Source organism: Nocardioides aurantiacus, assembly GCF_003752505.1.
Lineage (GTDB): Bacteria > Actinomycetota > Actinomycetes > Propionibacteriales > Nocardioidaceae > Marmoricola > Marmoricola aurantiacus.
On record NZ_RKHO01000001.1, the window covers coordinates 998225 to 1023866 of the forward strand.

Below are 25642 nucleotides of genomic sequence, written 5' to 3' on the forward strand. Positions count from 1 at the left end.
GGGGGCGGTGGTGACGGCGGGGCGCGAGGTGCGCCTGCTCCTGCACGTGGGTGCCACGGAGTGGGGCGGCGCCGAGGTGATGGTGCGCAACCTCCTCGGAGCGCTGGGCGACCACGTCCGTCCGACGCTGATGGGAGTCGACGACGGGGTCCTCGAGCGGGTGGTCGAGGTGCGCCCGGGCACCGAGGTGCTGCGCGTGCCGCGCATCGGCGGTTCGCGCGACTGGGCCGCCGTCCGCGAGCACCGTCGGGCGATGCGTGGGGCGCGTCCCGACGTCGTGCAGCTCAACCTGCCCGTCCCGTTCTCCGAGCCCTGGACCCTCCTGGGTGCGAGCACGCTGCCGGGCGTGCGCGTCATCGCCGTGGAGCACCTGCCGATGCCGACGCCCTCGGCCAAGCTGCGGGCGGTCCGACGCGTCCTCGACCCCCGCCTCGCGGCCGAGGTGGCGGTCGGTGGACCGGCTGCCCGGGAGCTGGAGCGTCTGCGCCACCGACCGGCGGGCTCGATCAGGGTGGTCTGGAACGGCGTGCCCGTGCCCGTGCCGGGAGCCGTCCCCCCGCGACCTCGGGGGGCGAGGGTGCTGGTGGGTGGCGTCGGTCGGCTCCACGAGCAGAAGGGGTTCGACGTCCTCGTCCGTGCGCTCGCGCTGCTCCCGCCCGACGTGCACGTCGTGCTGGTGGGCGACGGCCCGGAGGCAGCAGCGTTGCGGGCCCTGGCGCACGACCTGGGTGTCGCCGACCGACTCATGCTGACGGGCTGGGTCGACCGACCCAGCAGCTGGTACGCCGCCCTCGACGTGCTGGCGATGCCGTCGCGCTTCGAGGGGCTGCCCCTCGTGCTGCTGGAGGCGCTGCACGCCGGGGTCCCGGTCGTCGCGACGCCCGTCGGCAGCGTCTCCGACGCCGTGCGAGACGGGGAGACGGGTCTCCTGGTCCCCGTCGGCGACGCGGAGGCCCTCGCGGCCGCCGTCGCTCGACTCGCCTCCGAGCCCGACCTCGGCGCTCGCGTGGCGGCCGACGGGCGGGCGCTGGCGACGGAGTGGTTCACCGTCGCGGCCATGGCCCGCTCCTACGAGGCTCTCTACGACGAGGTGCTCGGCCGACGCTGACGCCGCGCCGTTCACAGCGTCGGGACCGTCCACCGGTGGTCCAGCGCCAGGTCACCGACCCCGTCCATCGCAACCGGGCGGCCGGACACCAGGCCGGGCTCGACGTCGAAGATGGCTGCGGAGTCGAGGTCGTCCTCGAGCTGGTGGGTGCCGCGCAGCTGCACGTCCACCCGGTAGCGGCCGGGCACCAGCGCCAGCGCGTCCACGTCGCACACGAAGGTCGCGGGCTCGTCGGCCGATCGCGCACCCGACGTCGTGTCGGTGGGTCCGGTGTTCCCGCTGTCGAGTCGGCACACGGGCTGACCGAGGTGGTTCAGCACCGTGAGGGTGCAGGTGCTGCTCGGCTGCAGCCCGGTGACCGACACGGTGAAGCGGGCGGGCTGACCGGTGGCCGGGCTCCCGCCCTCGCGGTGCTGCACGTCGAGGCCGGAGACCATGATGCGGTGCCAGCCGCGCCGGTCGGTGCGCTCCAGAAGGTCGGTCTGCATGAGCTGTTCGAGGCTGCGCAGGTAGAGACCCACGGTCTGGTCGACCGGGCCGTCGGCCACCACGCGACCGGTCTGCATGTAGATCCCGCGCTTGCACAGGGACTGGATGACGGCCATGTTGTGGCTGACGAACAGCACGGTCCGCCCTTCGTCGGCGACCTCGCCCATCCGGCCGATGCACTTGCGCTGGAAGGCCGTGTCGCCGACCGCCAGCACCTCGTCCACGATCAGCACCTCGGTCTGCAGGTGGGCCGCCACCGAGAAGGCGAGGCGGACCCGCATGCCGCTGGAGTAGCGCTTGACCGGGGTGTCCAGGAACCGCTCGACGTCCGCGAAGGCGACGATCTGATCGAACTGGCGACGGATCTCGGTGCGGCGCATCCCGAGGATGGAGCCGTTGAGGAAGACGTTCTCGCGGCCGGTCAGCTCGGGATGGAACCCGGTGCCGACCTCGAGGAGGGAGCCGACGCGGCCGGTGATCTCGGCGTAGCCCGACGTGGGCTCGGTGATCTGGGAGAGGACCTTGAGCAGCGTGCTCTTCCCGGCCCCGTTGTTCCCGATGATGCCGACCGTCTCGCCGGGCGCGATGTCGACGGTGACGTCGTCGAGGGCCTTGAGCACGGCCCCTTCCGGTGGCGGCGTGCCTCGTCCCTGCAGCCGTCGGAGAGGCTCGGTGACGAGGTGGGAGACGCGTTCGCGCAGGGTGTCGTCGCCGTACCCCCGGACCCCGATGCGGAACTCCTTGCCGAGGGACCGGGTGCGGATGGCCAGCTCAGATGACATCGGCGAGGGTCCGTTCGACGCGGCGGAAGAAGATCGTGCCCGACGCCAGCAGGGCTGCGGCGACCCCGACGGAGATGAGCAGGGCCGCCCAGGGGTCGGTGGCGGTGCCCAGCATGGCCCAGCGGAACCCCTCGACCACCCCGACCATCGGGTTGAGGGAGTAGAGCCACTGCCAGGACCCGCTGAGCAGGGTCGCGGGGTAGGCGACGGGCGTGGCGAAGAGCCCGAACTGCACGAGGAACGGCACGAGGTGCCGCACGTCGCGGTAGAGGGCCATCGCCGCCGAGAGCCAGAGCGAGGCACCGAGGGCCACGGTGAACGCCAGCAGCGCGACCGGGATCGCCAGGAACATCCGCCACCCGCCGCCGACGCCGAAGAAGGCCATCGCCACCAGGAGCACGCCGGTCGCGATCAGGAAGTCCACGAAGCTGGCGATCATCGAGGCGATCGGGACCGAGAGGCGGGGGAAGTAGACCTTGCTGACCAGGTCGGTGTTGGACACCAGGCTGGCGGAGGCGGTGCTGACCGAGGTGGAGAAGAAGTTCCAGACCACGAGGCCCGCCAGGGCGAACACGGCGTACGGCACGCCGTCCGAGGGGACCTTGACCAGCCGTCCGAAGACGAGGGTGAAGACGACGGCCGTGGCGACCGGCTGCAGGACGGCCCACGTCGCGCCCAGGACGGTCTGCTTGTAGCGGACCTTGATGTCTCGCTGGGCGAGGAAGCCCAGCAGCTCGCGGTACTCCCACAGCTGCCCGAGGCGCAGCGCCGTCCAGCCGCGCGTCGGCTCGATCCTGATGGTGCGTGGCGCCTCGTCCGGCGCTGGCGGGCTGGACGGGGGGCTCGGCACGAGCGTTAGGGTAACGTCCGCGCAGGTGGGGGACCTACCGAACGTGCGGTCCGCAGACCGCACCTGGCCGGTGCTGGCTCCCGAGCCGGAGGTCCAGCCCGAGCCGCTGCGGATCGCCCCGTCGATGTCGGTGGTCGTCGCCGCCTACCAGGCGGAGCGCACGCTCGCCGCCGCCCTCGACTCGGCCCTGGCGCAGACCCTCCCGCCCCTCGAGGTCGTCGTCTGCGACGACGGCTCCACCGACGACACGGCCGCGGTGCTGGAGCGGTACGCCGGCCGGGTGCTCGTCGTGCGGCAGGACAACGGGGGCGAGGCGGCGGCGAAGAACGCGGCGGTGGAGGCGGCGTCAGGCGACTTCGTGGTGGTCCTGGACGCCGACGACGTCTTCGAGGCCGAGCGGCTCGAGGCGCTCACCTGGTTGGCCGTACGACGACCCGACCTCGACGTCCTCACGACGGACGCGGTCGTCGAGGCCGACGGTCGGGAGGTGCGGCGGGCGTACCACCCGGGATGGACCTTCCCGGTGGAGGACCAGCGGGCCGAGATCCTCTCGCGCAACTTCGTGCTGGGTCTGGCGGCGGTGCGCCGGGAGCGCTGGCTCGAGGTCGGCGGGTTCGACCGGTCGCTGAGCCGTGCCACCGACTGGGACTTCTGGCTGCGGCTCGTGCTCGGCGGTTCCCGGGTGGGGCTGGTGGACGCGCCGCTCGCCCGCTACCAGCTCGCGACCGGGACCCTCAGCTCGGACCGGATCGGCGTCGTCCGCGCCCGCGTCGTCGTGCTCGAGCGGGCGGACGCCCGTGACGACCTGGCACCGCACGAGCGTGCCGTGGTGGGGGCGGCCCTGCGGCGCGAGCGCCTCGACCTCACCGTGCGCTCGGCCGTCGCGTCGCTCTCGGGTTCCCCTGCCGCCGCGCGCCGCGCCCACCTCCGACTGGCCGTCCACCCCGGACTGAGCCCCGGGGGCCGCGTCCGGGCAGTGGTCGGCGTGGTGGCTCCGGCGCGGCTGGCCGCCCGTCGTCGGCGGCGTGGCGACGGCCGGGTCGAGATCGGCTCGGGGCTGTGGGTTCAGCCGCTCGACTGAGCGCGGCGCCGCTCCCACGTCGCCCGTAGCCGTCGCTCCCAGCGGGAAGGCGGTGACTGGGCCGTGAGCATCTTCCAGGTCAGGCTCGCGGCGTCGTCCCACAGCTTGGGTTCGACGCGGCGCAGGCACCACCGGTCGGTCCCGGCGCCGTTGCGGCCCTGGCGGGTGGTGTAGGCCAGGTCGTAGCCCGCGTCGCGCGCCGCGTCCCGCACCGCCCGGTCGTGGCCGCCGTGGGGATAGGCGAGCGCGCCGGGGACGACGCCGAGGTGTGCGGCGATCTCGTCCCGGGAGCCCTGCAGCTCCTCGCGCACCGTGGCGTGGTCCTGCTCGTCGAGCCTGACGTGGTGGCGGGCGTGGCTGCCCACCTGCGCGCCGCCGGCCACGGCCGCCGCCACGTCCGGCCAGTCGGCGACCGGTTCGTCGCCCATCCAGTACGACGTGCCGCCCGCGGCCGCGGTGACGACGAACAGCTGCGGGTGGTGCCGCCCGTGGCGCTGCAGCTCGGTCACCGCCTCGGCGAACCCGTCGTCGGCGGTCACGACGTAGCAGCGGCGCGGGAGCACCGCGTCGGGATCGGTGTGGAACCGCACGAGGTCGTCGTGGCTCAGGGCGTGCCACCTCAGCAGGCGCAGCACCCGCAGGTGGCGGCGCAGTGCGCGGGGCTCGACGTCCATCCGCTCCTGGCCGGGCGAGCCCAGCCCGGTGAGACGGTGGTAGCACAGGACGACGTACGAGCTCGAGGTGAGTCGTCTCCACTCGCGGCCCGTGGCCGAGCGTCGTACGCCGGACCAGAAGGCGACGTCCGCAGCGAGCCCCACCGGCATGAGCGACGCGAGCCGCGACCACGGGAGCGCGGCCCGCCGAGCCCACCGGGCGCGCCACCCCGCGGCGTACCAGGACCCGATCTGCAGGTGGGGGAGCAGCTCCGGCTCGGCCCGGACGACCGCCACCGAGCCCTCACCCCGACGTCGGGACAGGGCGACGAGCTCGCGCCTGGTGCGGACGACGTCGGAGCGTCGGTGCTCCTCCGGAGCCCGTCCCGCGGCGAGCTGACGAGCCACGGCGGCCTCGGCCTCGGCCAGCTCCTCCGGGGCGGCCGCGCGACCGTCGAGCCCGACGACGACGTGGTGCCACGGGCCGACCACGGAGCGCAGCTGGCCGAGCAGGTGGTCGTCACCGGCGAGCCACTGCGCGACGCGGCTCCCGCCCGATCCGTCCACGACCTCGGCCACCGGCGTCGGTGGGGGAGCTGGTGCTGGGCTCCCGGGCATGGTCGGGGAGTGTAACCAGCACCCGAGCCTGCCGGGATGCGGCAGGATGCGTCGTGTGCCACGGCCCCCACTCTCCGAGCTGAGGGTCCGTCTGTCCCGCCAGCTGCGCAACCTGCCGCCCGGCCGCCGTCTCCGCCTGCGGCTGGCCGTCGACGTGGTCGAGGAGCTCGTCGGCGACCGTGACGACGTCCGGCTGCTCGACGCGGGCAGCGAGGAGGGCCTGCTGTGCCTGGAGCTGGCCCGGCGCCATCCCCGGTGGACCCTGGTGGGCGTGGACATCAGCCACCGGCCGCTGGTCCGGGGCAGCGCGTGGTCGAGGGAGGAGCACCTGGGCGTCAGCTACGTGCAGGCAGACCTCCAGCGTCCCCTCGGCGAGGAGCTGTACGACGTGGTGGCGAGCCTCGAGTCGCTCGTCGAGGTGCCCGACGACCGCGAGGCCATGCGGTCCATCGTCGCCGCCCTGAAGGTCGGAGGCCTCGTGGTGGCGCAGGTCCCGACCCACGACTGGACGCCGGTGCTGTCGGGCGCCGAGCGCACGTGGCGGCGGGAGGCGCGCCACGGCTACGACCGGGCCGACCTGGTGAGCATGTTCGAGGGCCTGGGCCTGGACGTGCTCGAGGTCCGACCCACGTTCCGGCGCACCACCGCCCTGGCCCAGGACGTCCGCGACCGGCTCAAGCACCGCGGTCGCGTGGTCCGGCTCGGCCTGCTGCCGCTCTCCGCCGCCGCGGTCGGGCTCGAACGCCACGGGCTCGCGTGGGGCCCGCCGCGGGCCCTGTTCGTGGTGGCGGTCAAGCGACCGAGCGGTCGGTAGCCGCCCGGCCCCGTCGCTCGGCCTTGCGGCGTACGCGACGCCCCACGACCCCCGGCGCCAGGACCGCTGCCGCGGCGAGCGCCCGCCGCCGACGGCCCGCCCCGCTCGCGATGGCGAGCTCCAGGTTGGCCCGGCGCCGGCCGCGCCCGCCCTCGATCAGGAGCTTCTCGGCCCGCGCGTCGAGGCCGCGCACGCGGTAGAGCCGGCGGGCGTCGTGCAGCGCCGCGGTCTGCCGCTCCGACAGCCGGTGGGTCCGCTCGGCACGGTCCAGCAGCTCGACCCGGGCCGTCATGGACTCCCACCGGTCGGCCGAGAGGCTGCTGTCGTGGACGGCGTAGTCGGCCAGCGGCTCGAGCACGCAACCGGCCCGGACACCCGAGAGCAGCAGCCGCAGCTGCAGGTCCCAGTCGTAGCCACGGGCGAGGTCCTCGGCGAAGCCGCCTGCTCGCTCCCACGCCGAGCGGCGTACCGCCACGTGGGCGAAGAAGTAGGTGCGGCGCAGGATCTCGACGTCCTGCTCCACCGTCGCGAAGTCGTTGGCCGCGTAGAACGTCCCCCGTCTCGCTCCGTCCACCACGAACCACGCGTCGGTGGTGAGGAGGTCCAGGTCGGGTCGTGCCTGGGCCAGGTCGCCGAGGCGCTCGAGTCGGCGCGGGTCCCAGGTGTCGTCGGCGTCGAGGATCACCAGGAAGTCCCCCCGGGCCTCGCGGGCGACGTCGTTGCTGGCGCTCGCGGCACCCCGGTGCGGCAACCTGGACAGGCGCACCCGGTCGCCGAAGGGGGCCAGTGCGCCTGCGATGTCGTCCGACGACCCGTCGTCGCCGACCAGGATCTCCAGCGGCGGCTCGGTCTGGGCGAGCGCCGACCCCACCGCGGCGCCGATCTCGTGCGCCGCGTCGTACGCCGCCACGACCACGGAGAAGGTCGGCCGCGGCCCGGGCGCCATCGACGGGGGTGACTCGGGCGCCGCGAAGGCGGGGTCGGGACGCGGCGGTGAGGTCACCGTCGGGATTCTGGCACCGGCGGGCGTCCACCGCCCACTAGTCTGCGCAAGGTGAGCGACGGCGAGCCTGCACACGCGGTGGTCATCCCGACGTTCCAGCGACGCGAGAGCGTCGTGGCCGCGGTGCAGGCCCTGGCGTCGCAGACCGTCGCGCCGCACGAGGTCGTGGTGGTGGTCGACGGGTCGGACGACGGCACCGCCGAGGCGTTGCGCGGGCTCGACACGCCCTTCCCCCTGCAGGTGGTCGAGCAGACCAACGCCGGTGCGTCCCGTGCCCGCAACCACGGTGCCGAGGTCTCCTCGGCGCCGCTGCTGCTGTTCCTCGACGACGACATGCTGGCCGCCCCCGATCTCCTCGAGGTGCTGCGACGACGGCACGCTGCCGGGGCTGACGCCGTCCTCGGGCACATCCCGGTAGCGCCGGCGTCACCGCCCGGGTTCCTGCTGACCGGGCTCGACGAGTGGGCGCAGCGTCGACGCGACCGGCTGGCAGCGGAGGGGGCTCGGCTGACGGCCGCCGACCTCCTCACGGGTCAGCTGTCGGTCAGGCGCGCGGTGTTCGAGGAGCTGGGGGGATTCGACGAGACCTTCACCGCGGGCGGCACCTTCGGCAACGAGGACACCGACTTCGGCCGGCGCCTGTTCGCCGGGCGGCACCGCATCGTCTTCGACGCCGACGCGGTGAGCCACCAGCTCTACACCGTGACGCCGCGCGCCTACCTGCGTCAGTGGCACCAGTGTGGCGCCGCCGACGTGGCCTACGTGCGCAAGCACCCGGACGACCTGGAGGAGATCTTCGGTGCCAAGCGTCCGGGCACGCGGAGCAACCGCTACGTGATGCGGCCGCTGGCGCGCGTGCCGGTGGTGCGCGACCTCGCTGCCGCGGGGCTGCGCTCCGTGGCCCTGGCGCTGGCGGCGCGACAGCCCGAGGGGGAGCTGGCCCGCACCGTGTTCTTCAAGGCCCGCAACCTGGAGTACTGGCGCGGCGTGGCCGAGGGAGGCGGGATGCCGGTCGCGCGCGGTCTCCGGGTCCTCTGCTACCACGCCGTGGCCGACCTCCGTGCCGCTCCGCCGCTCAGGCAGTACGGCGTGCCGCCGGCGCTGCTGCGGTCGCAGCTGCGGGTGCTGCGGCGTACCGGACACCGCTTCGTCACCCCGGACGAGGCCGTCCGCGCGCTCACCGGGGGTGGCGGACTACCGCGCCGCGCGGTGCTGGTGACGTTCGACGACTGCTTCAGCGACCTCGTCTCCGCGGGTCTGCCCGTCCTGCAGGAGGAGCGCGTGCGGGCCGTGGCCTTCGCGGTCGCGGACCGCGTGGGCGACAGCAACCGCTGGGACCAGGAGATCGGCGCCCCGCCCCTCGCCCTGCTCGACGCTGGAGGCCTGGCTCGGCTGCAGCACGCAGGCACCGAGATCGGCGCCCACGCCAGCACGCACCGACCCCTCACGAGCGTGTCCCACGACCCGGCCGACCTGCGGCGCGAGGTCGCGGGCAGCGTCGAGACCCTCGAGCAGCTCGGGCTGCGGCGTCCTCGGATGTTCGCCTACCCCCACGGCGAGAACGACGCCCCGACCCGGGAGGCCGTGGCCGCGGCGGGGCTGGAGCTCGCGTTCACGGTCACGCCCGGCATCGCCGTGCCTTCGGACGAGCTCACCGCCGTGCCGCGCATCGAGGTGCTGCGGCGCGATGGTGCCGGGCTCCTGTTCCTGGCCAAGGTCGGGTCCGGCGGACGGTTGCGCATGGACGAGCTGCCAGCGCACGCGCGCAGGGTGCGCCGGAGGCTGAGCCGGGTGCGGCACCGCCTGCGTCAGGGAGCCCAGACGCGGTAGCGCCACGACCCCTGGGCCCGTCCGACGCGCCACCCGAGCCGGGCTGCCCACTTCATGCGCTCCTGGGAGGACCGCAGCGACGGGAGCAGCGCGAGCAGCGTCATCCCCCATCCCAGCAGGGCCCGCCCGGCCGGCGGCTTGGCCAGTCCGTGGGTGCGGTAGCGCTGGTACATGTGGACGCTGCCGATCGCGTAGTTGCGCCACTGGCGGAAGCAGCCCGTCCACGTCGTGCGGTGGCGGTAGTGCACGAGGGCGTCGGGCACGAGGACGAGCTCCTCGCCCGCCAGCTGGGCGCGGTAGCAGTAGTCGCGGTCCTCGCAGGCGATCTCGACGAAGGGGTCGAACCCGCCGAGCTCGTGGTGGAGTCCGCGCTGGACGCCCATGGAGGTTCCGAACGTGTAGGGCAGGAACGCAGGATTGGTCTCCAGCAGCCCCGACCGGGGGGTGTGGATGTCCAGCGACCACGGCTGGTTCAGCTTGCGGTGGTCCAACCGGGCGGCGACGAGGCGGTGCGCGGCCAGTGCTTCGGCCATGGCGCCGAGCGTGCCGGGCGCCAGCTCGTCGTCGGCGTCGCAGAACACCAGCCGCGAGCCGCGCGCTGCGTCGACACCGGCGTTGCGTACTGCCCCGGGGCCACGTCGGGCCGAGGCGTCCACGATCGTCAGCGCCGGCAGCTTGTCACGGTAGCCCTCGGCGATCTCGACGCTGCGATCGGTGGACCCGTTGTCCGCGATGACCACTTCCCACGGCACCCGGCACGTCTGTGCGGCGATCGAGTCCAGCTGGTGGCCCAGGTATGGCTCGACGTCGCGCATGGCGATGACGACGCTGAGGACGACGTCCCCTTCGTGCAGAATCCGGTCGCCATGCACGCGGTGACCCTACTCGGCGGGCAGGCGGCCCGTCCCCGTCTTGACCACCCGTCGGTCAGTGCCCCTGCCCGGAGAGCGACGGGCTGGCCTCGGCCACGCGGAGCGGTGTCGTCGGGCCGGTGGTGGTGACGGTGCCGTCGACGGGTTGCAGCGGGCCGCCGTCGAGCGACCACTGCGCGGTCCAGGTCACCACGACGCGGTGCTCGACCGTGACGTGGGCGTCGGCGTAGCGGTGCACGATCTCCTTGGCCGGGTAGGGCGCCCCCGCCGTGCTCGTCGTCGTGCTCGTGCCGTCGCCGTGCTGCCAGGTGAAGGTGCTCGGCTCGATCTGCAGCCGCACGTCCTGCCCCAGGATGGTCACGTCCCGGGTCAGCGGCTCGGCTTCGGTGAAGAAGATCGTGTCGAAGTTGACCAGCGTCTTGTCACCTGGCTGGCTCTGCGACCGCAGCTCCGGCACCGGCACCCGCCGGAACGCCGCCAGCACCATCGCCTCGGTGACCTGCGGGGGAGCGGGTGCGGCGGCCGTCACCGCAGGTGGAGGGCCATCGCCCGAGCACACGAACCCCAGCGGTGTCTCGCCCCCGAACCCGATCTGCCACTGGCGGTACTGCACGCTGCCGGGCGGACACGGACTGGCGGGACAGACGCCCGCGCCCGTGTTCGGGCTGCCGACTCCGGTGTCACACGGCGAGCGGTACTCGTAGCGGAACTGCGGAGGCTTGGTTGGTGCTGAGGAGATCTGCTCGGGTGGGGTTGTATCACTGCCCTTAATCGCCGCACCGCCTTCAGACCCCTTCAATAGGACGTCGAAAGCGTCGTCACCGGGCGACACAGGGGGGTCCGCTGCCGCAGTCCAGTCCGGGATGAGTGCCAGTATCAGTGCGGTTAACGCCGCGGCCATCCCGCGGTTCATGCGGTTGGATCCAGCTCTGCGACGAGCCAGCCGCTCTCAACCGGCCGAAGAACAAAGGCACGCAGTCGTTTTGCCACCCCAGGGAACGCGGTGGGTGTCGCGCCGCTCGACTGAGTTAGCGATTGCTCGTCGGACTTAATGGTTGCGTCAACGAAGTATCGGTTCCGGGTGGGCCCAAACTGCTTCGTCTCAAGAACCGTCCAACCGCCGCCTTCGATCCTCCCGCCGCCAGCGTAAATGTTGTCGATCCCATTCCAGAGAGCAGCACACTTGATGCAGTCATTTGTGGATAGCCGACGCAGCGCCTTGGTGTCTCCAGTGGCTCCCGCGTAGTTCAGTACCGCAACCCAGTGCCGAACGAAAGCGGCCGCGCCAGCCTTACTGGGCCGCCTAGCCGGTTTAGGGATTGGTGGGATCGTCGGTTCCACAGAAGAGGATGAGGCACTCGACGGTGCGGGTGAAGGTGCGGCCGACGGGGCGGGGTTGTCGCCGCCGCACGCGGCTGACACTCCGATCGCCATCACGGCCGTCACAGTGGCCACCACACGGCTCAGCCGACGCATACGTCACCCTCCAGGGTCCGGTCCCGAGAACGTCGAGACGGTATCTACCCAGGTCAGAAGCGCGCTACACGCCGTTCCCGGGTTGTGGACAACCCGTGCTCCGCCTGGCGACCATCGCGAAGCCGGTCGCGCGCGAACACCGAACACTCCGCACGCGACAGGCCGTGCACGGGGTCCGCACGTTCGGCGATCGCCCGAGTCAGGCAGCGACGACGCTTCCCGGTCGACGAGCTGAGCCGCAGGGGCGGCGGAGCTGGGAAGGACGGATCAGCGACCCGCGACGCGGCGGCCCGGCGTACGAGGTGGGTGGGGGTCCTCCCGGAGCAGTGCGGTCAGCCGGACCCCGAGGAGCAGGGCGAGCAGGAGGCACGCCGCAGCCCCCACCGTCGCGGCGACCAGCGCGACCCAGGCGCCGGCCCCGGCCTCGAGCTGTCGCCCCGCGCCGACGGCGAGCACGACGAGCAGCCCCCACACCACGACGCACCCGGTCACGGCCAGTGCCAGCAGGGCGAGCCGACCGCGCGGCAGCTGGCGAGGAGCCGGGGCGGCGCGGTGCTGGTGGGGCGAGGTCACGAGCACATCATGCCGACCCGACGGCGTCGCGGAGGCAGGATCGGGACCAGGTCGGTCCTCCCCAGGGGCCCCGACGGCCGGTGTCCGACCGGTCCGCGCTGGTCGACACGCACCTCGACACTGGGCCGCCCACCGATTTCCGGACGCGTCCGCGTCGCTGACCTGCGAGAACGGGACGAGCGATCCTGGCCCGCCGGATCCGTCGGCGCGCGCGGTTGCACCTCGCCGTGGCCGGGTCTACGGTTCCCCTACATCTAGTAGTTACACGGATGTAGTTATCCACATCTAGTCCCACAGGACAGACGGGGTTACGCACAGCGAACCCCCGTCGTCCACACGGAATCCACAGCCGAGCACACAGGTTGAACACCTGGAGGGAGGTCCGCCGTGCACTGCCCCTTCTGTCGCAGCACCGACACGCGGGTCCTCGACTCCCGGGTCGCCGAGGACGGTTCGTCCGTACGCCGCCGCCGCACCTGCCCCACCTGCGAGCGCAGGTTCTCCACCGTGGAGCTGATGCAGCTGATGGTCGCCAAGCGCAGCGGCGCCACCGAGCCGTTCACCCGCGAGAAGGCCGTGGCCGGCGTCCGCAAGGCCTGCAAGGGCCGCCCGGTGTCCGAGGACGACCTGGCCCGCCTGGGCCAGCTGGTGGAGAACGACCTGCGCGCCGAGGGCTGGGCCGAGGTGCCCGCCCACGAGGTGGGGCTGGCCATCCTGGCGCCCCTCAAGGCGCTCGACGCGGTGGCCTACCTCCGCTTCGCGAGCGTCTACAAGGCCTTCACCTGCGCCGACGACTTCGAGAGCGAGATCGCGCTGCTGCGCGCCGCCTCGGTTGTCGGTGGTGACGGCTTGACTGGGTCCGACCCCGACGCACGGGCCGCGACCCCCCAGCCCACGGGCTGACCCCGATCAGCCCCGTGCGCTGTGGGGAAGCAGCGCGCGGGGCCACCACGTAAGACAGATGAGCACCACCAACCAGGGAGCACGGGACATGACCGAAACGGTGAGCAGCACCGGCACAGCACGGGGACGTCGCAAGGGCGGCCTGAAGATCGAGCAGACCTTCTCGACGCCCGGGGTCCACCCCTACGACGAGCTCACCTGGGAGCGACGCGACGTCGTCCAGACCAACTGGAAGACCGGCGCCACCGTCTTCGAGCAGCGCGGCGTGGAGTACCCCACGACCTGGAGCGTCAACGCCTCCACGATCGTGACGACGAAGTACTTCCGCGGCGCCGTCGGCACCGACGCCCGCGAGTGGAGTCTCAAGCAGCTCGTTGACCGCGTGGTCACGACCTACACCGCCGCCGGACGCGAGCACGGCTACTTCGCGAGCGAGAAGGACGCCGAGGTCTTCGAGCACGAGCTGACCTGGCTGCTCGTGCACCAGTACTTCTCCTTCAACTCGCCGGTCTGGTTCAACGTCGGCACCCCCAGCCCGCAGCAGGTCTCGGCGTGCTTCATCCTCTCCGTCGACGACTCGATGGACTCGATCCTCAACTGGTACAAGGAGGAGGGGTTCATCTTCAAGGGCGGCTCCGGCGCCGGCCTCAACCTCTCCCGCATCCGCTCCTCCAAGGAGCTGCTCTCCTCCGGCGGCACCGCTTCGGGCCCCGTCTCCTTCATGCGTGGCGCCGACGCCTCCGCGGGCACCATCAAGTCCGGCGGCGCGACGCGTCGTGCGGCCAAGATGGTCGTCCTCGACGTCGACCACCCCGACATCGTGGAGTTCGTCGAGACCAAGATGAAGGAGGAGGACAAGATCCGGGCGCTGCGCGACGCCGGGTTCGACATGGACCTCGGCGGCGCCGACATCACCTCGGTCCAGTACCAGAACGCCAACAACTCGGTCCGCGTCAGCGACGAGTTCATGCGTGCGGTCGAGGACGGCACCACCTTCGGCCTGCGTGCCCGCGACACCGGCGAGGTCATCGAGAGCGTCGACGCCCGTGAGCTGTTCACCAAGATCAGCGAGGCCGCGTGGGCCTGTGCCGACCCGGGCCTGCAGTACGACGACACGATCAACGACTGGCACACCAACCCCGAGACGGGCCGGATCACCGCGTCCAACCCCTGCTCGGAGTACATGTCGCTCGACAACTCCTCGTGCAACCTCGCCTCGCTCAACCTGCTGAAGTTCCTCAAGGACGACGACACCTTCGACGCCCCGCTGTTCGCCAAAGCCGTCGAGCTGATCATCACCGCGATGGACATCTCGATCTGCTTCGCCGACTTCCCGACGGAGCCGATCGGCGAGACCACCCGCAACTACCGCCAGCTCGGCATCGGCTACGCCAACCTCGGCGCCCTGCTGATGGCGATGGGCCTGGGCTACGACTCCGACGGCGGGCGCGCGATGGCCGCGACCATCACCTCGCTGATGACGGGTCAGTCCTACAAGCGCTCGGCCGAGCTCGCCGCGGTCGTCGGTCCCTACGCCGGATACGCCCGCAACGCCGACGCCCACAAGCGCGTCATGCGCAAGCACCAGGCCGCCAACGACGTCGTGCGCACCCTCGGGGTCCACGACGCCGGCGTCCACAAGCTGGCCACCAAGGTCTGGGACGACGTCCAGAAGCTCGGCGAGAAGAACGGCTTCCGCAACGCGCAGGCCTCCGTGCTCGCGCCGACCGGCACCATCGGCTTCATGATGGACTGCGACACGACCGGCATCGAGCCGGACTTCTCGCTGGTCAAGTTCAAGAAGCTCGTCGGCGGCGGCTCGATGCAGATCGTCAACCAGACGATCCCGCGGGCGCTGAAGAAGATGGGCTACCAGACCGAGTCGATCGAGGCCATCGTCGAGTTCATCGCCGAGAACGGCCACGTCATCGACGCGCCCGGCCTCAAGACCGAGCACTACGAGGTCTTCGACACCGCCATGGGCGCGCGTGCGCTCAAGCCCATGGGCCACGTGCGGATGATGGCGGCCTGCCAGCCGTTCCTGTCCGGCGCCATCTCCAAGACGGTCAACCTCCCCGAGTCGGCCACGGTCGAGGAGATCGAGGACGTCTACCTGCAGAGCTGGAAGCTGGGCCTGAAGGCGACCGCGATCTACCGCGACAACTGCAAGGTCGGCCAGCCGCTGTCCGACGGCAAGTCCGAGTCCTCCAAGAAGGACCAGGGCCTGTCCACGGCCACCGTCGCCCCCGAGGTCGTCGAGAAGGTCGTCGAGGTCCACAAGCCGTTCCGCAAGCGCCTGCCCAAGAGCCGGGCGTCGCGGACCACCAGCTTCACGGTGGGTGGCGCCGAGGGCTACATGACCTCCGGTGCCCACGACGACGGCGAGCTCGGCGAGGTCTTCCTCAAGCTCGGCAAGCAGGGCTCCACCCTGGCCGGCGTGATGGACGCCTTCTCGATCGCGGTCTCGATCGGCCTGCAGTACGGCGTCCCGCTGGAGACCTACGTCTCGAAGTTCACCAACCTGCGCTTCGAGCCCTCGGGCCTCACCGACGACCCCGACATCCGCATGTCGCAGTCGCTGATGGACTACGTCTTCCGCCGGCTGGCGCTGGACTACCTGTCCTTCGAGGACCGCTCGATGCTCGGCATCTACTCCGCCGAGGAGCGGCAGCGTCACCTCGAGACCGGCTCCTACGAGCCGCTCGAGGAGACCGGCGGGTCCGGCGAGCTGCTGGCCGAGACCACCGTGGGCGTCGTCGAGGCCAAGGCCACCCAGCCGACCGGTCGCGACCACGACGACCGCGGGGACGACCTCGAGACCAAGGACACCCACGGTGCCGAGGCTCGTCAGGTCCCCGCGCAGGTGACGAAGCAGGAGGCCCGCACCTCGGCCGAGCTGCTGGAGAAGATCACCGGCACGGCCGTCGACTCCCCGCTGTGCATGACCTGCGGCACCAAGATGCGACCCGCCGGCTCCTGCTACGTGTGCGAGGGCTGCGGCTCCACCAGCGGCTGCAGCTGATGAGGCCGCACCTCGCGAGAACGGCGCCGAACCGCGCGGGTTCGTTCACCGCGTCTCACGAGGTGTGGCACCGGTGATCCTCGTCGGGTCGGTGCGCTGACCGTGAGGTGAAACGCGTGACGACGAAGGGCCGGTCGCTCCTCACGGAGCGACCGGCCCTTCGTCGTCCAGCTTGCCCCAGCACGGTGGCGTGTGGGTCAGCCAGCGAGGGTGATGCGACCTGTTCGCAGCATCGCCCAGTGTTGCTGGACCGTGCCGGGGCGTGCGAAGCGGAGCATCCACCAGGCCGCGTGCAACGGGTGGTGTCGGTAGAAGTTCTCGTCGCTGATGAGCCGCGAATGCAGGTCGACGAAGGACGCCGGGAGTCCGGGGCCGTGCTCACGGTTCAGGTCGGTCAACTCCTGCTTGACCTGCCGATGCGTCATGGATGGAGCGTCGGCCGCGATGCGCCGCACCCCGGCGTTGTACTCCCTGAACGGACCTTCGGGGTCGTCAACGACTGCCTGGTCGTAACGGCGGTCCTCTTCCTCCCGGCGGAGTCGTTCGTCCGACGATGCCTGGCGCACCCGCGCCCTCAACTCGTCCGTCAGCTCTATGGGTGACCACTCCGGGTCGCGCGCTTCTCGCCGCCTCGGTGCTCGGACCTTCCCCGGACGGCGAGGGTAGGGGAGTGTCTCCGAGAGGAAGTCCTGCTGAGCCTCGACCAGTGTCTGACCGTTCGGTCCGCTGAACTCCCAGGGTTCGACGCTCTCGTCCTCCCACCAACAGACGGGACAGAGGTCGTAGTCGCCTCTGCCCGGCAGCGTCCTGTAACCACAGCAAGGACACGCGTACATGCGAGCACGTGTGTCTGCTCGCAACCTCGGCCACACGAAACTGGGAGAACGGCCGGGTCGACCGCGACACAGAGTGTCCTTCGGCAGCGACCCGCGTGGTTCGCCGTGCTGCAACTCAGCCACCGGTCCGCTGGAACGCCCACCCCCTCGCCGCACTGGCGGCGATCGGTCCCTGAGGCGGAGCGCTCAGCCGCGCCGCAGCCAGGGCGTCCAGCCGAGGTCCGCGTCGCTGCTGAGGCGGCCGCCGTCGCGGAAGGGGTTGTCGTAGGACTGCTCGACGCGCAGCGAGGTGTCGGTCTCGCGGAACGCCAGCCGGAAGCTGGCGCCGCTGAGCTTGATGCGTCGGGGGCTGCCGGCGCACCAGCGAGGGAAGCTGACCCGCACCGTGTTGGCGCGGTAGTCGATGCGACGGGTGATGTTGCCGCGGCAGATCGCACGCTCGTCGGACATGCGCTCGATGCTCGCGACCCCACCGGGCCGCCGTGCGGTGGCGGCGACCGCCACCTGGCGGCGCTGTCCGTTGGCGCCGCGGGTCAGGGCGACCCACGTCAGCTCCTGACCCGCGCGAGGGCGACGGATGTCGAGGTACTGGCTGGTGATGCTGATCGAGCTCCGGTGGTGCGCGAAGGTGGTCGCGACGAGGTCGCCGACCCGGGTGGTGTCCCGCCGGAACTCAGGGTCGAACGGGTCGCCGTCCACCTCGGGCTCGCACTCGTCGGCCTCGAAGTCGCAGCCCTCGTCGACGGTCAGCGTCAGGACCGAGCGCATCACGTCGCCGGACGGGTCGGCCACCCCGACGGACCGGGCGCCGGCCGGGGCTGCACCCAGCAGGGTCAGGCCGAGGGTGAGGGCGGTCGCCAGGCACAGGGCGATGCTGCGGCGCATGCGGACTCCGAGGGTGAGCGGGGACCGAGCGCCCCGGTGGGCGGATCCCACCACGAGGTGGGGATGCGACGTCGTTGGAACGGCGAAGGGGGGCCGACTGGTCTAGCCGGGGTGGCCCTGTCACGTACGTCGGGCCGCGACCTGCTCGTGCGGTTGGTGCGCGCCGGCCGAGCGGGCGCGCTCGCTACGGTGGGCCGGCCCGATCCAGCCGCTTCCCCGGAGGACCCGTGCCCTACTCCTCGCTGTCCCACCTCGAGTGCTCCGCCACCGGCGAGCGCTACGACGCCGACCAGGTGCAGGGGGTCAGCGCGGCCGGCAAGCCGCTGCTCGCGCGCTACGACCTCGAGCAGGTGCGGGCGGGGCTGACCAAGGAGGAGGTCGCGTCGCGGCCGCACGACCTGTGGCGCTACCACGAGGTGCTGCCGGTGCGGGACCCCGCGCACGTCACCACGCTGGGCGAGGGCATGACGCCGATGCTGCCGCTGCCGGCGTACGGCGCCTCGATCGGGCTGCCCGGCCTGATGATGAAGGACGAGGGCCTGGTCCCGACCGGGTCGTTCAAGGCCCGTGGCGCGGCCGTCGGCGTCTCCCGGGCCCGCGAGCTCGGCGTACGGGCCGTCGCGATGCCGACCAACGGCAACGCCGGCGCCGCCTGGTCGGTGTACGCCGCCCGCGCGGGCATCGGCTCGCTCATCGTGATGCCCGTCGACGCCCCGGAGATCACCCGCCGCGAGTGCGTCGTCGCCGGCGCCGAGCTCTACCTCGTCGACGGGCTGATCAACCACGCGGGAGCGCTGGTCAAGGCGGCGGTCGAGCAGCGGCCGGGCTACCAGGAGGTCTCGACCCTCAAGGAGCCCTACCGGATCGAGGGCAAGAAGACGATGGGCTACGAGATCGCCGAGCAGCTGGGCTGGGAGGTGCCCGACGTCATCCTCTACCCGGCCGGCGGCGGGGTCGGGCTGATCGGGATCCACAAGGCGATGCAGGAGCTCCAGGCGCTGGGCTGGATCGGGGAGAAGCTGCCCCGGCTGGTGTGCGTGCAGTCCACCGGCTGCGCCCCGATCGTGGACGCCTTCCACGCGGGCCTCACCGAGAGCACCCTCGTCGAGGGCACCCACACGCTGGCCTTCGGCATCAACGTGCCCAAGGCGCTCGGCGACTTCCTCGTGCTCGAGGCCGTCCGCGAGTCGGGCGGCACGGCGATCGCGGTCAGCGACGAGACCATCCTGGCCGAGACGACGGCGCTGGCCCACGCCGAGGGGAGCTGGGTCTGCCCCGAGGGCGCGGCCTGCATGGCGGCGGCCCGCGAGCTGCGGGAGAGCGGCTGGATCGGCGAGCAGGAGCGCGTCGTGGTGCTCAACACCGGCACCGGCCTGAAGTACCCCGACACCGTCAGCGTCGACGTGCCGACCCTGGCCCGCGACGGAGTCGTCCCGCGGCGGTGATCCGCCGGGGCGGGCGCGGGGGAACGCCGACGCCGGGGACGGCCGCTCCCTAGGCTGGTGTCCAGCACGCAGTCGATCGGGGGGCCAGATGCCGCAGGGACCACCGCCACCGCCGTGGCCGTCCGGACAGGCCCCACCGGGTGCGGTGCCACCACCCCCGCAACGCCGGGGCGCCTCGACCGGGCTCAAGATCTTCGTCGGGGTCCTGGCCCTCGCGCTCGTGGTCGGCGCCCTCGGCGTGGTGCTGCTGGTGACCCGCGTCCTCGGTGACGAGGAGCTGCCCCTGGCCGGCGACGGTCCCTCCGGCGGACCGTCGTCCGCGCCGCAGGGTGAGGCCGCGGATCCGCCGCCGGGCGAGGTCGCGCTGCTGGGGAAGACGTGGGGGAGTGGCGAGGACACCTACACCTTCGAGCTCGACGGTCTGCAGCCGTTCCGCGGCCCCGACTACTGGGGCTGCATGCAGATGGAGTCCTCGGCCGAGTCGGCGCGCTGGGCCTGCACCGACGACGGCGGCACCTTCCCGACGGAGCCGCGCCACGAGCCGCCGTCCGTCGGCCGCATCGAGAGCATCGCCTGCCCCGCGCCGTGCGACGTCAGCGACCGCGGCACCCTGGCCGAGCACGCCGGCTCGTTCGCGGGGCTGGTGCCGCGGATGCGCGCGCTGGACGAGCGGACCTGGTGGATCGACGTCCCGGCCGAGGGCGAGGACGGACCGACCCCGATGGCGATGGCCCGCAGCTACGACAGCGACGGTGACGACGAGCCCGACCACGTGCTGATGGTGTTCCTCTCCGCCCATCCCGAGGACGTCGAGGTGGCCGGGAAGACGATGCGCGACCTCTACGACCGCCAGCGCTGAGGCCGCGCCGCGCCCCACGCGCGGGCGACGAGACCCGGGTCGTCGGTGCGGCCCCCTAGATTGAGCCCGACGGCAGAGGGGGTGGGCAGGTGAGCCCGAGCTTCGACGACGTGGTCGAGCGGTCCTGGCAGCGGTTCGAGCGCGACCTCGCCGCGCGCCTGGTCCACCTCGAGGGCGAGCTGGCGGTGGTCTGTCCTGCCGGGCTCGGCGAGGACACCGGCACCCGCCTGGTGCTGACCCGGCTGGGGGAGCTGGTCATGGCCGAGGTGCGTGGGCCGGGGGAGCCCGGGCCGGCCACCCGCGTCCCCCGGGCCGTCGAGCCGGCGCTGGTCGCGCTCGGCTGGGAGGCGCCCGACCACCTCGCCCACCCGGCCTGGTGGTGCGGGGCCCTCGTCGACGACCTGCCGGCGCTGTGCGCCGTGCTGGCCGACACGCTGCGGATGGCGCTGGGCGTGGTGCACCCCGACTTCCTCCACGAGGCGGGCTCGGGTCCCGGCGATCCCGGGTGGCTGGGCGAGGTGGCCCGTGAGGCCGGGTCCCGTGGTGAGCTGCTCGACATGGTCGCGCAGGCCCTCGCCCCGTCGTACGGCCCCGAGGTCAAGCGCGACGACGAGGGCGACTTCCCCGTCTTCACCGGCGTCGTGCCGATCTGGATCCGCGTGCTCGAGGACCGGCCGACGCTGCGCTTCTTCAGCCACGTGGTGTGCGAGGTCTCCGACGCCCGGCGGGCCCGGATCGAGGTCGAGATCCTCAACCGGCGCACGCCGCTGCTGAAGTTCCAGCTCGCGGGCGACACCGTGCTGGCCTCCTACGAGCTGCCCGCCGACCCGTTCGTGGCCCACCAGGTGCTCGGCGTCCTGGAGTCGCTGTCGGACTCGCTCAACGAGCTGGCCGTCGACCTCGCCGACCGCGTGGGCGGCTCGCTGTTCTTCGACGCCCTCGAGGAGAGCACCGACGACGACCTCGGCTGACCCGGGTCCGCCGGGCGACCGACCGGGGCGTCCCGTCGATCGCCGACGATGGGGCAGGATGACCGACGTGGTGGACGAGCACGGCCTGGTGTTCCCGGCCGACGACGAGGGCAGGCGCAGCACGTCACGCACGGGCCGGGGGGTGGTGGCCGACGCGTTGCGCGCGGTCGACCCCACGGGCGCCCGCGCGGCGGAGCAGGAGACCGCGTGGCGCACCGGCTACCTCCCGCACTTCCGGCGCGCCGTCGAGGCCGGGCTCGAGGGCCCCGACGCCGCGGTGACCGTGGCCCGCGACGGCCTCGACTCGCTGCACGAGCGGATGCGTGTCGTCGGTCCCGACGGGCACGACCACCGGCTCACCGACTGGCCCGACGACGGCGCGACGGTGCGCTCGGTCGAGGTCGCCGGTGAGGGCGAGGCGGTCCGCGAGCTGGTGCTGCCCTACCACGGCGAGCGCTTGCGCGGCCCCGGCATCCGGCGCCGCCTGGGCGGCTGGGTGGAGCGCGGCGTCGTCGAGCCGAGCGTGGCCGAGGCCGTCGACCGCGTGCTCGACAACCCCGACTGGCTCCGCCTCGAGGGACACACCGTCGCCGTCCTCGGCGCCGGCGCCGAGATGGGCCCGCTGCCCTCCCTGGTGCGGTGGGGCGCCCGGGTCGCCGCCGTCGACCTGCCCCGACCCGACATCTGGCAGCGCGTCCTGACCCTGGCCCGCAACGGGTCCGGCACCGTCGTGGTCCCGACCCTGCACGACGACGACGGTCGCGCCCTCGACGACGTGGCCGGTCTCGACCTGCTGGCGCAGGTGCCGGCGATCGAGCGGTGGCTGGCCGAGCAGCCGGGCACGCTCGTGGTCGGCAACTACGTCTACGCCGACGGCGCGACCAACACCCGGGTGAGCACCGCCGTGGACGACCTCAGCCGGCGGCTGCTGGCCGACCGCGGCGACACGGCCCTGGGCTTCCTGGCCACCCCGACCGACGTGTTCGTGGTGCCGAAGGAGGCCGTGGAACAGTCGACGGCGTCCTACGAGAGCCGGTCGGGCCGCTCCAAGACGCTGGGCCGGCCGCTGCGGACCCTGTCGGGCGGGCGGCTGCTCCGGCGGCAGTACGTCGCCGGCTCCGACCCGGGCGTCAACGACTCGCTGGTCCCGCAGCAGGGGCCCAACTACGCCCTCGCCAAGCGCGTGCAGCGCTGGCGCGCCACGGTCGCGCGCCACGACGGGGTCACGGTGTCGATGAACGTGGCGCCCCCGACCCGCACCCGCTCGGTGGTCAAGAACCGGGCCCTCGCGGCGGCGTACGCCGGGGCGCACCGCTTCGGCGTGGAGGTCTTCGAGCCGGCGACCTCCAACGTGCTGATGGCCGCGCTGCTGGTGCACGACCTGCACACGCAGGGCGGCCCGCGCCACGAGCAGCCCTGGCAGGACGAGGCGTACGCCGCGTGCCACGGCGGGTTGTGGCGCACGGCCTACGCCCCGCGCAGCGCGCTCGGGCTGGCCGCGCTGCTGGGGTACGGCGCCGCCCGCGGCTGAGGCCCGCCCGGACGGACGGGCCTCACCGGCAGGTCAGGTCAGCGGACGCCGATGGCGCGCGAGCAGTGGGGCCACGCGCCCCAGCCCTGGTTGCGCTTGATCCGCTCGGCCACGCGGATCTGCTCGACCTTGGTGGCGCGGTGGGGCAGCCGGGCGAACTTCTTGCCGCCGAAGGCACGCCAGGTGCGGGGGCTGATCTGCAGACCGCCGTAGTAGCCGTTGCCGGTGTTGACGTGCCACCGGCTGGTCGACTCGCAGTGGGCCATCCGGTTCCAGGTGCGCGCGGTCGCGGCCTCGGCGGCGGGACCGGTGAGCACCGGGAGCGCCAGGACGAAGGCAGCGAGCAGCGACAGGACGAGCTTGCGCATGAGGGTTCCTCCACGCGCCTGCGAGGTTAGCTGTCGGGTTCGGGCCGGGGAGCCCGGTCACTGTCGTGACTTCACCCCGAGGACCGCGGTGCGGTCCGGGAAACCTGGGTTCCCCGCTCCTGTCCGAAAGGTTCGTGTGACACCCCCGCGCGGACAGGACTCGGCGGTCACGGGGGGACGCCCCGCGACGCGGGACAACGCACCCTAACCCCGGGTGAACGGGGTTGTCGCTGACCCGGGCGGGTGGTTCGGCACGGCACCGACCTACTAGTCCGGTGCCGTGCCGAGCCTGCCCGGGGACGCGCGTCAGGGCGTGGGGGCCAGGTCGCGCTCGGGGGCGGCCTCGCGGCTCGTCGCGGTCGGCCGCTGCAGCCGCTCGCCCTCCACGTCGACCTCGGGGAGCACCCGCGCGATCCAGCGGGGGAGCCACCAGGCCTTGTCGCCGAGGAGGTACATCACGGCCGGGATCAGCGCCATCCGCACCACGAAGGCGTCGAAGAACACCGCGGCGGCGAGGGCGAACCCGATGGACTGGATCAGCGGGTCGTCCTGCAGCACGAAGGCGGCGAAGACCGAGATCATGATCGTGGCCGCCGCGGCGACGACACGGGCGCTGTTGCGGAACCCGTCGACGACCGCCTCCCGGGCCGACATCCCGTGCACGAACGCCTCGCGCATCCGGGTCACCAGGAACACCTGGTAGTCCATCGCCAGCCCGAACACGATGCCGATGACGATGATCGGCATGAAGCTGACCAGCGGCTGGCCCTCGACCAGACCGAGCGCGCCCTCCTGGAAGACCAGGACGGTGGCGCCGAGCGTGGCGAGCACCGAGAGCAGGAAGCCCAGGGTCGCGGTCAGCGGCACCAGGAGCGACCGGAAGACGAGCATCAGCAGCAGGAACGCCAGGCCGACCACGACGGCGAGGTAGATCGGCAGTGCCTCGGTGAGCCGCTCGGAGACGTCGGTCTGGATGGCGGTGATGCCGGTGACGCCCAGCCGGGTGCCGGTCTCGGCCTCGATGTCGGACTGGTCGCTGCGCAACCGGTCGAGCAGGTCGAGCGTGCCCTGGTCCGACGGGCCGCCCTGGGGGGTGACGAGCACCTGCGCACCGACCCCGTCGCCGCTGGTGGCGACGACCTGGGCGTTGGCGACGCCGTCCTGCCCGGCGGCCCAGGCGACGACGTCGCCGAAGGCCTGCTGCGCCGACTGCTGGCCGGGGGTGCGGCGGGCGTCGACGACCAGCAGCAGCGGTGCTTCACGACCGGGGCCGAAGGCCTCGCTGACCAGGTCGGAGGCCTTGCGCTGGGTGGTGTCGACGGCGGAGGTGGAGTCGGTCGGCAGCGAGAGCTGGAGGCTCTGCAGGGGCACGGCGAGCGCGCCGAGGCCGACCACGACCAGCAGCACCACGACGACCGGGGCACGCCCGACGAGCCGGGCCCAGCGGACGCCGTTGTTGACGGCGAGGCCGTGGGCGTCGCGCTTGTCCTCGCGGCGTCGCACCCGCCCCGCGAAGGCCTTGCCGCCCAACATGCCGAGCAGGGCCGGCAGCAGGGTGAGGGCGACCAGCACGGCGAGGAACACCGTGCCGGCGGCCGCGAGACCCATCGAGGTCAGGAACGGGATCCCCACGATGCTCAGCGCGCCGAGCGCGATCAGCACGGTCAGGCCGGCGAACACCACGGCCGAGCCCGCGGTGCCGACCGCGATGCCGACGGCGGCCCGCCGGTCGTCGGTACGCCGCAGCTCCGTGCGGTAGCGGGCCAGGATGAACAGCGTGTAGTCGATGCCGACCGCCAGGCCGATCATCGTGGCCAGGATCGGGGTGGTGGTGCCGATGGTGGTCAGTGCCGTGGCGATGCTGATGCCGAGGATGCCCAGGGCGACGCCGATCAGCGCGGTCAGGATGGGCAGGCCGGCCGCGACCAGCGAGCCGAAGGTGATGATCAGGACCACAGCCGCGACGGCGATGCCGACCAGCTCGCTGGTGCCGCCGACCTCGGGGATGGCCTGCAGCCCCGAGCCGTTGACCTCGGCGGTCAGGCCGGCGTCGCGGGCGTCCGCGAGCGCGTCCAGCAGGGCCTCGCGGGTCGCGGGCTCGACGTCGGCGGGGGAGGCGACGTCGAAGTCCCAGGTGATGACGCCGATCCGGTCGTCCTGGCCCAGCGGGAGGAGGGCCCGGGCGTTCTCCTCGGCGACGCGCTGCGGCGTACCCGCCTCGACGGCACCCGAGACGGCCCGCTCGAACTGCGCGTCCGAGGCGGTGACCGGGTCGGCCAGCTTCGGCTCGTCGGGCATCTGGGGAAGGTCCTGGAGCGCGGCGACGAGGTCCTCCACCTCGCCGGAGTACGGCTGCTCGCGCAGCGACTCTCCCTCGGGAGCGGCGACCACGACGTTGACCGTGGCGAGGTCCTGGGCGTCCTCGGCCTCGGGGAAGAGGTACTGCTGCAGCTCCTGCGCCTGCAGCGCGGGGATGCCCGGGATGGTGAAGGTGTCCTCCATCGGCTTGCTGACGGTGGCGGCCAGGGTGCCGGCGCCGATGACGACGAGCAGCCAGGCAGCGACGACGACGGGCCAGCGGCGGAACGCGAAGGTGCCGAGGCGGTGGAGCAGGGTGGCCATGTCTCTCCTCGAGAGGCGGGGGTGATCGGGGCGATCGGGTCGGGCGGGCTG

Annotated in this window: 22 protein-coding genes, 1 pseudogene and 1 riboswitch; of the genes and pseudogenes, 10 read left to right on the top strand and 13 right to left on the bottom strand. The window is 72.6% G+C overall.

Going from position 1 to position 25642, the window contains the following annotated elements; genetic code table 11:
• The first annotated feature begins 28 nt into the window (after nt 1-28).
• Complete coding sequence (locus tag EDD33_RS04785; protein ID WP_148076936.1) at nt 29-1108, top strand: glycosyltransferase; 1080 nt, start codon at nt 29-31, stop codon at nt 1106-1108.
• An 11-nt stretch (nt 1109-1119) separates the two neighbouring features.
• On the opposite strand, the gene EDD33_RS04790 is transcribed toward EDD33_RS04785, so the two are convergent.
• Nucleotides 1120-2379: an ABC transporter ATP-binding protein gene (locus EDD33_RS04790; protein WP_123389325.1), complete on the bottom strand. Its 1260-nt coding sequence runs from the start codon at nt 2377-2379 to the stop codon at nt 1120-1122.
• The gene (locus EDD33_RS04795; RefSeq protein WP_123389326.1) at nt 2369-3229 is read right to left on the bottom strand and encodes an ABC transporter permease; all 861 of its coding nucleotides are present in this window, start codon (nt 3227-3229) and stop codon (nt 2369-2371) included. Before EDD33_RS04795 ends, EDD33_RS04790 begins: the two co-directional genes overlap by 11 nt.
• A gap of 43 nt (nt 3230-3272) precedes the next feature.
• Here EDD33_RS04795 and EDD33_RS04800 point away from each other — a divergent pair, with 43 nt between their 5' ends.
• Nucleotides 3273-4310, top strand: coding sequence for a glycosyltransferase (locus tag EDD33_RS04800; RefSeq protein WP_211332415.1), 1038 nt, complete (start codon nt 3273-3275; stop codon nt 4308-4310).
• On the opposite strand, the gene EDD33_RS04805 is transcribed toward EDD33_RS04800, so the two are convergent.
• Entirely contained in the window at nt 4295-5581 is a 1287-nt protein-coding gene (locus EDD33_RS04805; protein ID WP_123389327.1) for a polysaccharide deacetylase family protein, read from the bottom strand. The two genes, EDD33_RS04800 and EDD33_RS04805, sit on opposite strands and share 16 nt — an antisense overlap.
• Before the next feature lie 55 nt (nt 5582-5636).
• Here EDD33_RS04805 and EDD33_RS04810 point away from each other — a divergent pair, with 55 nt between their 5' ends.
• Complete coding sequence (locus tag EDD33_RS04810; RefSeq protein WP_170169700.1) at nt 5637-6395, top strand: class I SAM-dependent methyltransferase; 759 nt, start codon at nt 5637-5639, stop codon at nt 6393-6395.
• Here EDD33_RS04810 and EDD33_RS04815 read toward each other — a convergent pair.
• Nucleotides 6373-7398, bottom strand: a complete 1026-nt coding sequence (locus EDD33_RS04815) for a glycosyltransferase family 2 protein (protein ID WP_123389329.1) — start codon at nt 7396-7398, stop codon at nt 6373-6375. The two genes, EDD33_RS04810 and EDD33_RS04815, sit on opposite strands and share 23 nt — an antisense overlap.
• 51 nt (nt 7399-7449) lie before the next feature.
• Here EDD33_RS04815 and EDD33_RS04820 point away from each other — a divergent pair, with 51 nt between their 5' ends.
• Nucleotides 7450-9228, top strand: a complete 1779-nt coding sequence (locus tag EDD33_RS04820; RefSeq protein WP_123389330.1) for a glycosyltransferase — start codon at nt 7450-7452, stop codon at nt 9226-9228.
• Here EDD33_RS04820 and EDD33_RS04825 read toward each other — a convergent pair.
• The 4 genes from EDD33_RS04825 to EDD33_RS04835 all read right to left on the bottom strand — a co-directional run bounded on the left by EDD33_RS04825 (nt 9207) and on the right by EDD33_RS04835 (nt 12149).
• The gene (locus EDD33_RS04825) at nt 9207-10100 is read right to left on the bottom strand and encodes a glycosyltransferase family 2 protein (protein ID WP_148076937.1); all 894 of its coding nucleotides are present in this window, start codon (nt 10098-10100) and stop codon (nt 9207-9209) included. The two genes, EDD33_RS04820 and EDD33_RS04825, sit on opposite strands and share 22 nt — an antisense overlap.
• 55 nt (nt 10101-10155) lie before the next feature.
• Nucleotides 10156-10629, bottom strand: a complete 474-nt coding sequence (locus EDD33_RS04830; RefSeq protein ID WP_123389332.1) for a hypothetical protein — start codon at nt 10627-10629, stop codon at nt 10156-10158.
• Between the two features lie 380 nt (nt 10630-11009).
• Nucleotides 11010-11576 (bottom strand): DUF6318 family protein, encoded by a 567-nt coding sequence (locus EDD33_RS20795; RefSeq protein WP_425463836.1) that lies wholly within the window; start codon nt 11574-11576, stop codon nt 11010-11012.
• Between the two features lie 267 nt (nt 11577-11843).
• On the bottom strand, nt 11844-12149 hold the full coding sequence (locus EDD33_RS04835; RefSeq protein ID WP_123389333.1) for a hypothetical protein: 306 nt from the start codon (nt 12147-12149) through the stop codon (nt 11844-11846).
• A 387-nt stretch (nt 12150-12536) separates the two neighbouring features.
• On the opposite strand from EDD33_RS04835, the gene nrdR reads away from it, so the two are divergent.
• Nucleotides 12537-13052 carry a transcriptional regulator NrdR gene (gene nrdR, locus EDD33_RS04840; protein WP_123389334.1) on the top strand — a complete coding sequence of 172 codons (516 nt, stop codon included), beginning with the start codon at nt 12537-12539 and terminating at the stop codon, nt 13050-13052.
• Nucleotides 13053-13140: 88 nt separating this feature from the next.
• Nucleotides 13141-16074, top strand: coding sequence for a vitamin B12-dependent ribonucleotide reductase (locus tag EDD33_RS04845; protein ID WP_123393045.1), 2934 nt, complete (start codon nt 13141-13143; stop codon nt 16072-16074).
• Between the two features lie 197 nt (nt 16075-16271).
• Here EDD33_RS04845 and EDD33_RS20485 read toward each other — a convergent pair whose 3' ends face one another.
• The 3 genes and pseudogenes from EDD33_RS20485 to EDD33_RS04855 form a co-directional block, all read right to left on the bottom strand.
• Entirely contained in the window at nt 16272-16640 is a 369-nt protein-coding gene (locus tag EDD33_RS20485; RefSeq protein WP_246003371.1) for a hypothetical protein, read from the bottom strand.
• A 75-nt stretch (nt 16641-16715) separates the two neighbouring features.
• Nucleotides 16716-16910, bottom strand: a pseudogene (locus EDD33_RS20800) (CPCC family cysteine-rich protein); the annotation flags it as partial.
• A 186-nt stretch (nt 16911-17096) separates the two neighbouring features.
• On the bottom strand, nt 17097-17795 hold the full coding sequence (locus tag EDD33_RS04855; RefSeq protein WP_123389336.1) for a hypothetical protein: 699 nt from the start codon (nt 17793-17795) through the stop codon (nt 17097-17099).
• A gap of 227 nt (nt 17796-18022) precedes the next feature.
• Here EDD33_RS04855 and EDD33_RS04860 point away from each other — a divergent pair, with 227 nt between their 5' ends.
• From EDD33_RS04860 to EDD33_RS04875, 4 genes are all read left to right on the top strand, one after another.
• A complete protein-coding gene (locus tag EDD33_RS04860) occupies nt 18023-19240 on the top strand; it encodes a threonine synthase (RefSeq protein ID WP_123389337.1) in 1218 nt (405 codons plus the stop codon).
• A gap of 145 nt (nt 19241-19385) precedes the next feature.
• The gene (locus tag EDD33_RS04865) at nt 19386-20099 is read left to right on the top strand and encodes a hypothetical protein (RefSeq protein ID WP_123389338.1); all 714 of its coding nucleotides are present in this window, start codon (nt 19386-19388) and stop codon (nt 20097-20099) included.
• 89 nt (nt 20100-20188) lie between these two features.
• Nucleotides 20189-21070, top strand: a complete 882-nt coding sequence (locus EDD33_RS04870) for a T3SS (YopN, CesT) and YbjN peptide-binding chaperone 1 (RefSeq protein ID WP_123389339.1) — start codon at nt 20189-20191, stop codon at nt 21068-21070.
• 58 nt (nt 21071-21128) lie between these two features.
• Nucleotides 21129-22601 carry a hypothetical protein gene (locus EDD33_RS04875; protein WP_123389340.1) on the top strand — a complete coding sequence of 491 codons (1473 nt, stop codon included), beginning with the start codon at nt 21129-21131 and terminating at the stop codon, nt 22599-22601.
• Nucleotides 22602-22639: 38 nt separating this feature from the next.
• Here the strand turns inward: EDD33_RS04875 and EDD33_RS04880 are convergent, their stop codons facing one another.
• Nucleotides 22640-22969: a transglycosylase family protein gene (locus EDD33_RS04880; protein WP_123389341.1), complete on the bottom strand. Its 330-nt coding sequence runs from the start codon at nt 22967-22969 to the stop codon at nt 22640-22642.
• A 1-nt stretch (nt 22970) separates the two neighbouring features.
• Nucleotides 22971-23111: riboswitch (cyclic di-AMP (ydaO/yuaA leader) on the bottom strand.
• Between the two features lie 164 nt (nt 23112-23275).
• Nucleotides 23276-25591, bottom strand: a complete 2316-nt coding sequence (locus EDD33_RS04885) for an MMPL family transporter (protein ID WP_123389342.1) — start codon at nt 25589-25591, stop codon at nt 23276-23278.
• Nucleotides 25592-25642: the final 51 nt, after the last annotated feature.

Excerpts from the sequence above, each read along its gene's own strand:
- EDD33_RS20795 (WP_425463836.1), bottom strand. The coding sequence starts at position 11,576 with ATGCGTCGGCTGAGCCGTGTGGTGGCCACTGTGACGGCCGTGATGGCG.
- EDD33_RS04845 (WP_123393045.1), top strand. The coding sequence starts at position 13,141 with ATGACCGAAACGGTGAGCAGCACCGGCACAGCACGGGGACGTCGCAAG.
- EDD33_RS04790 (WP_123389325.1), bottom strand. The coding sequence starts at position 2,379 with ATGTCATCTGAGCTGGCCATCCGCACCCGGTCCCTCGGCAAGGAGTTC.
- EDD33_RS04885 (WP_123389342.1), bottom strand. The coding sequence starts at position 25,591 with ATGGCCACCCTGCTCCACCGCCTCGGCACCTTCGCGTTCCGCCGCTGG.
- EDD33_RS04805 (WP_123389327.1), bottom strand. The coding sequence starts at position 5,581 with ATGCCCGGGAGCCCAGCACCAGCTCCCCCACCGACGCCGGTGGCCGAG.
- EDD33_RS04880 (WP_123389341.1), bottom strand. The coding sequence starts at position 22,969 with ATGCGCAAGCTCGTCCTGTCGCTGCTCGCTGCCTTCGTCCTGGCGCTC.
- EDD33_RS04875 (WP_123389340.1), top strand. The coding sequence starts at position 21,129 with ATGACCGACGTGGTGGACGAGCACGGCCTGGTGTTCCCGGCCGACGAC.
- EDD33_RS04855 (WP_123389336.1), bottom strand. The coding sequence starts at position 17,795 with ATGCGCCGCAGCATCGCCCTGTGCCTGGCGACCGCCCTCACCCTCGGC.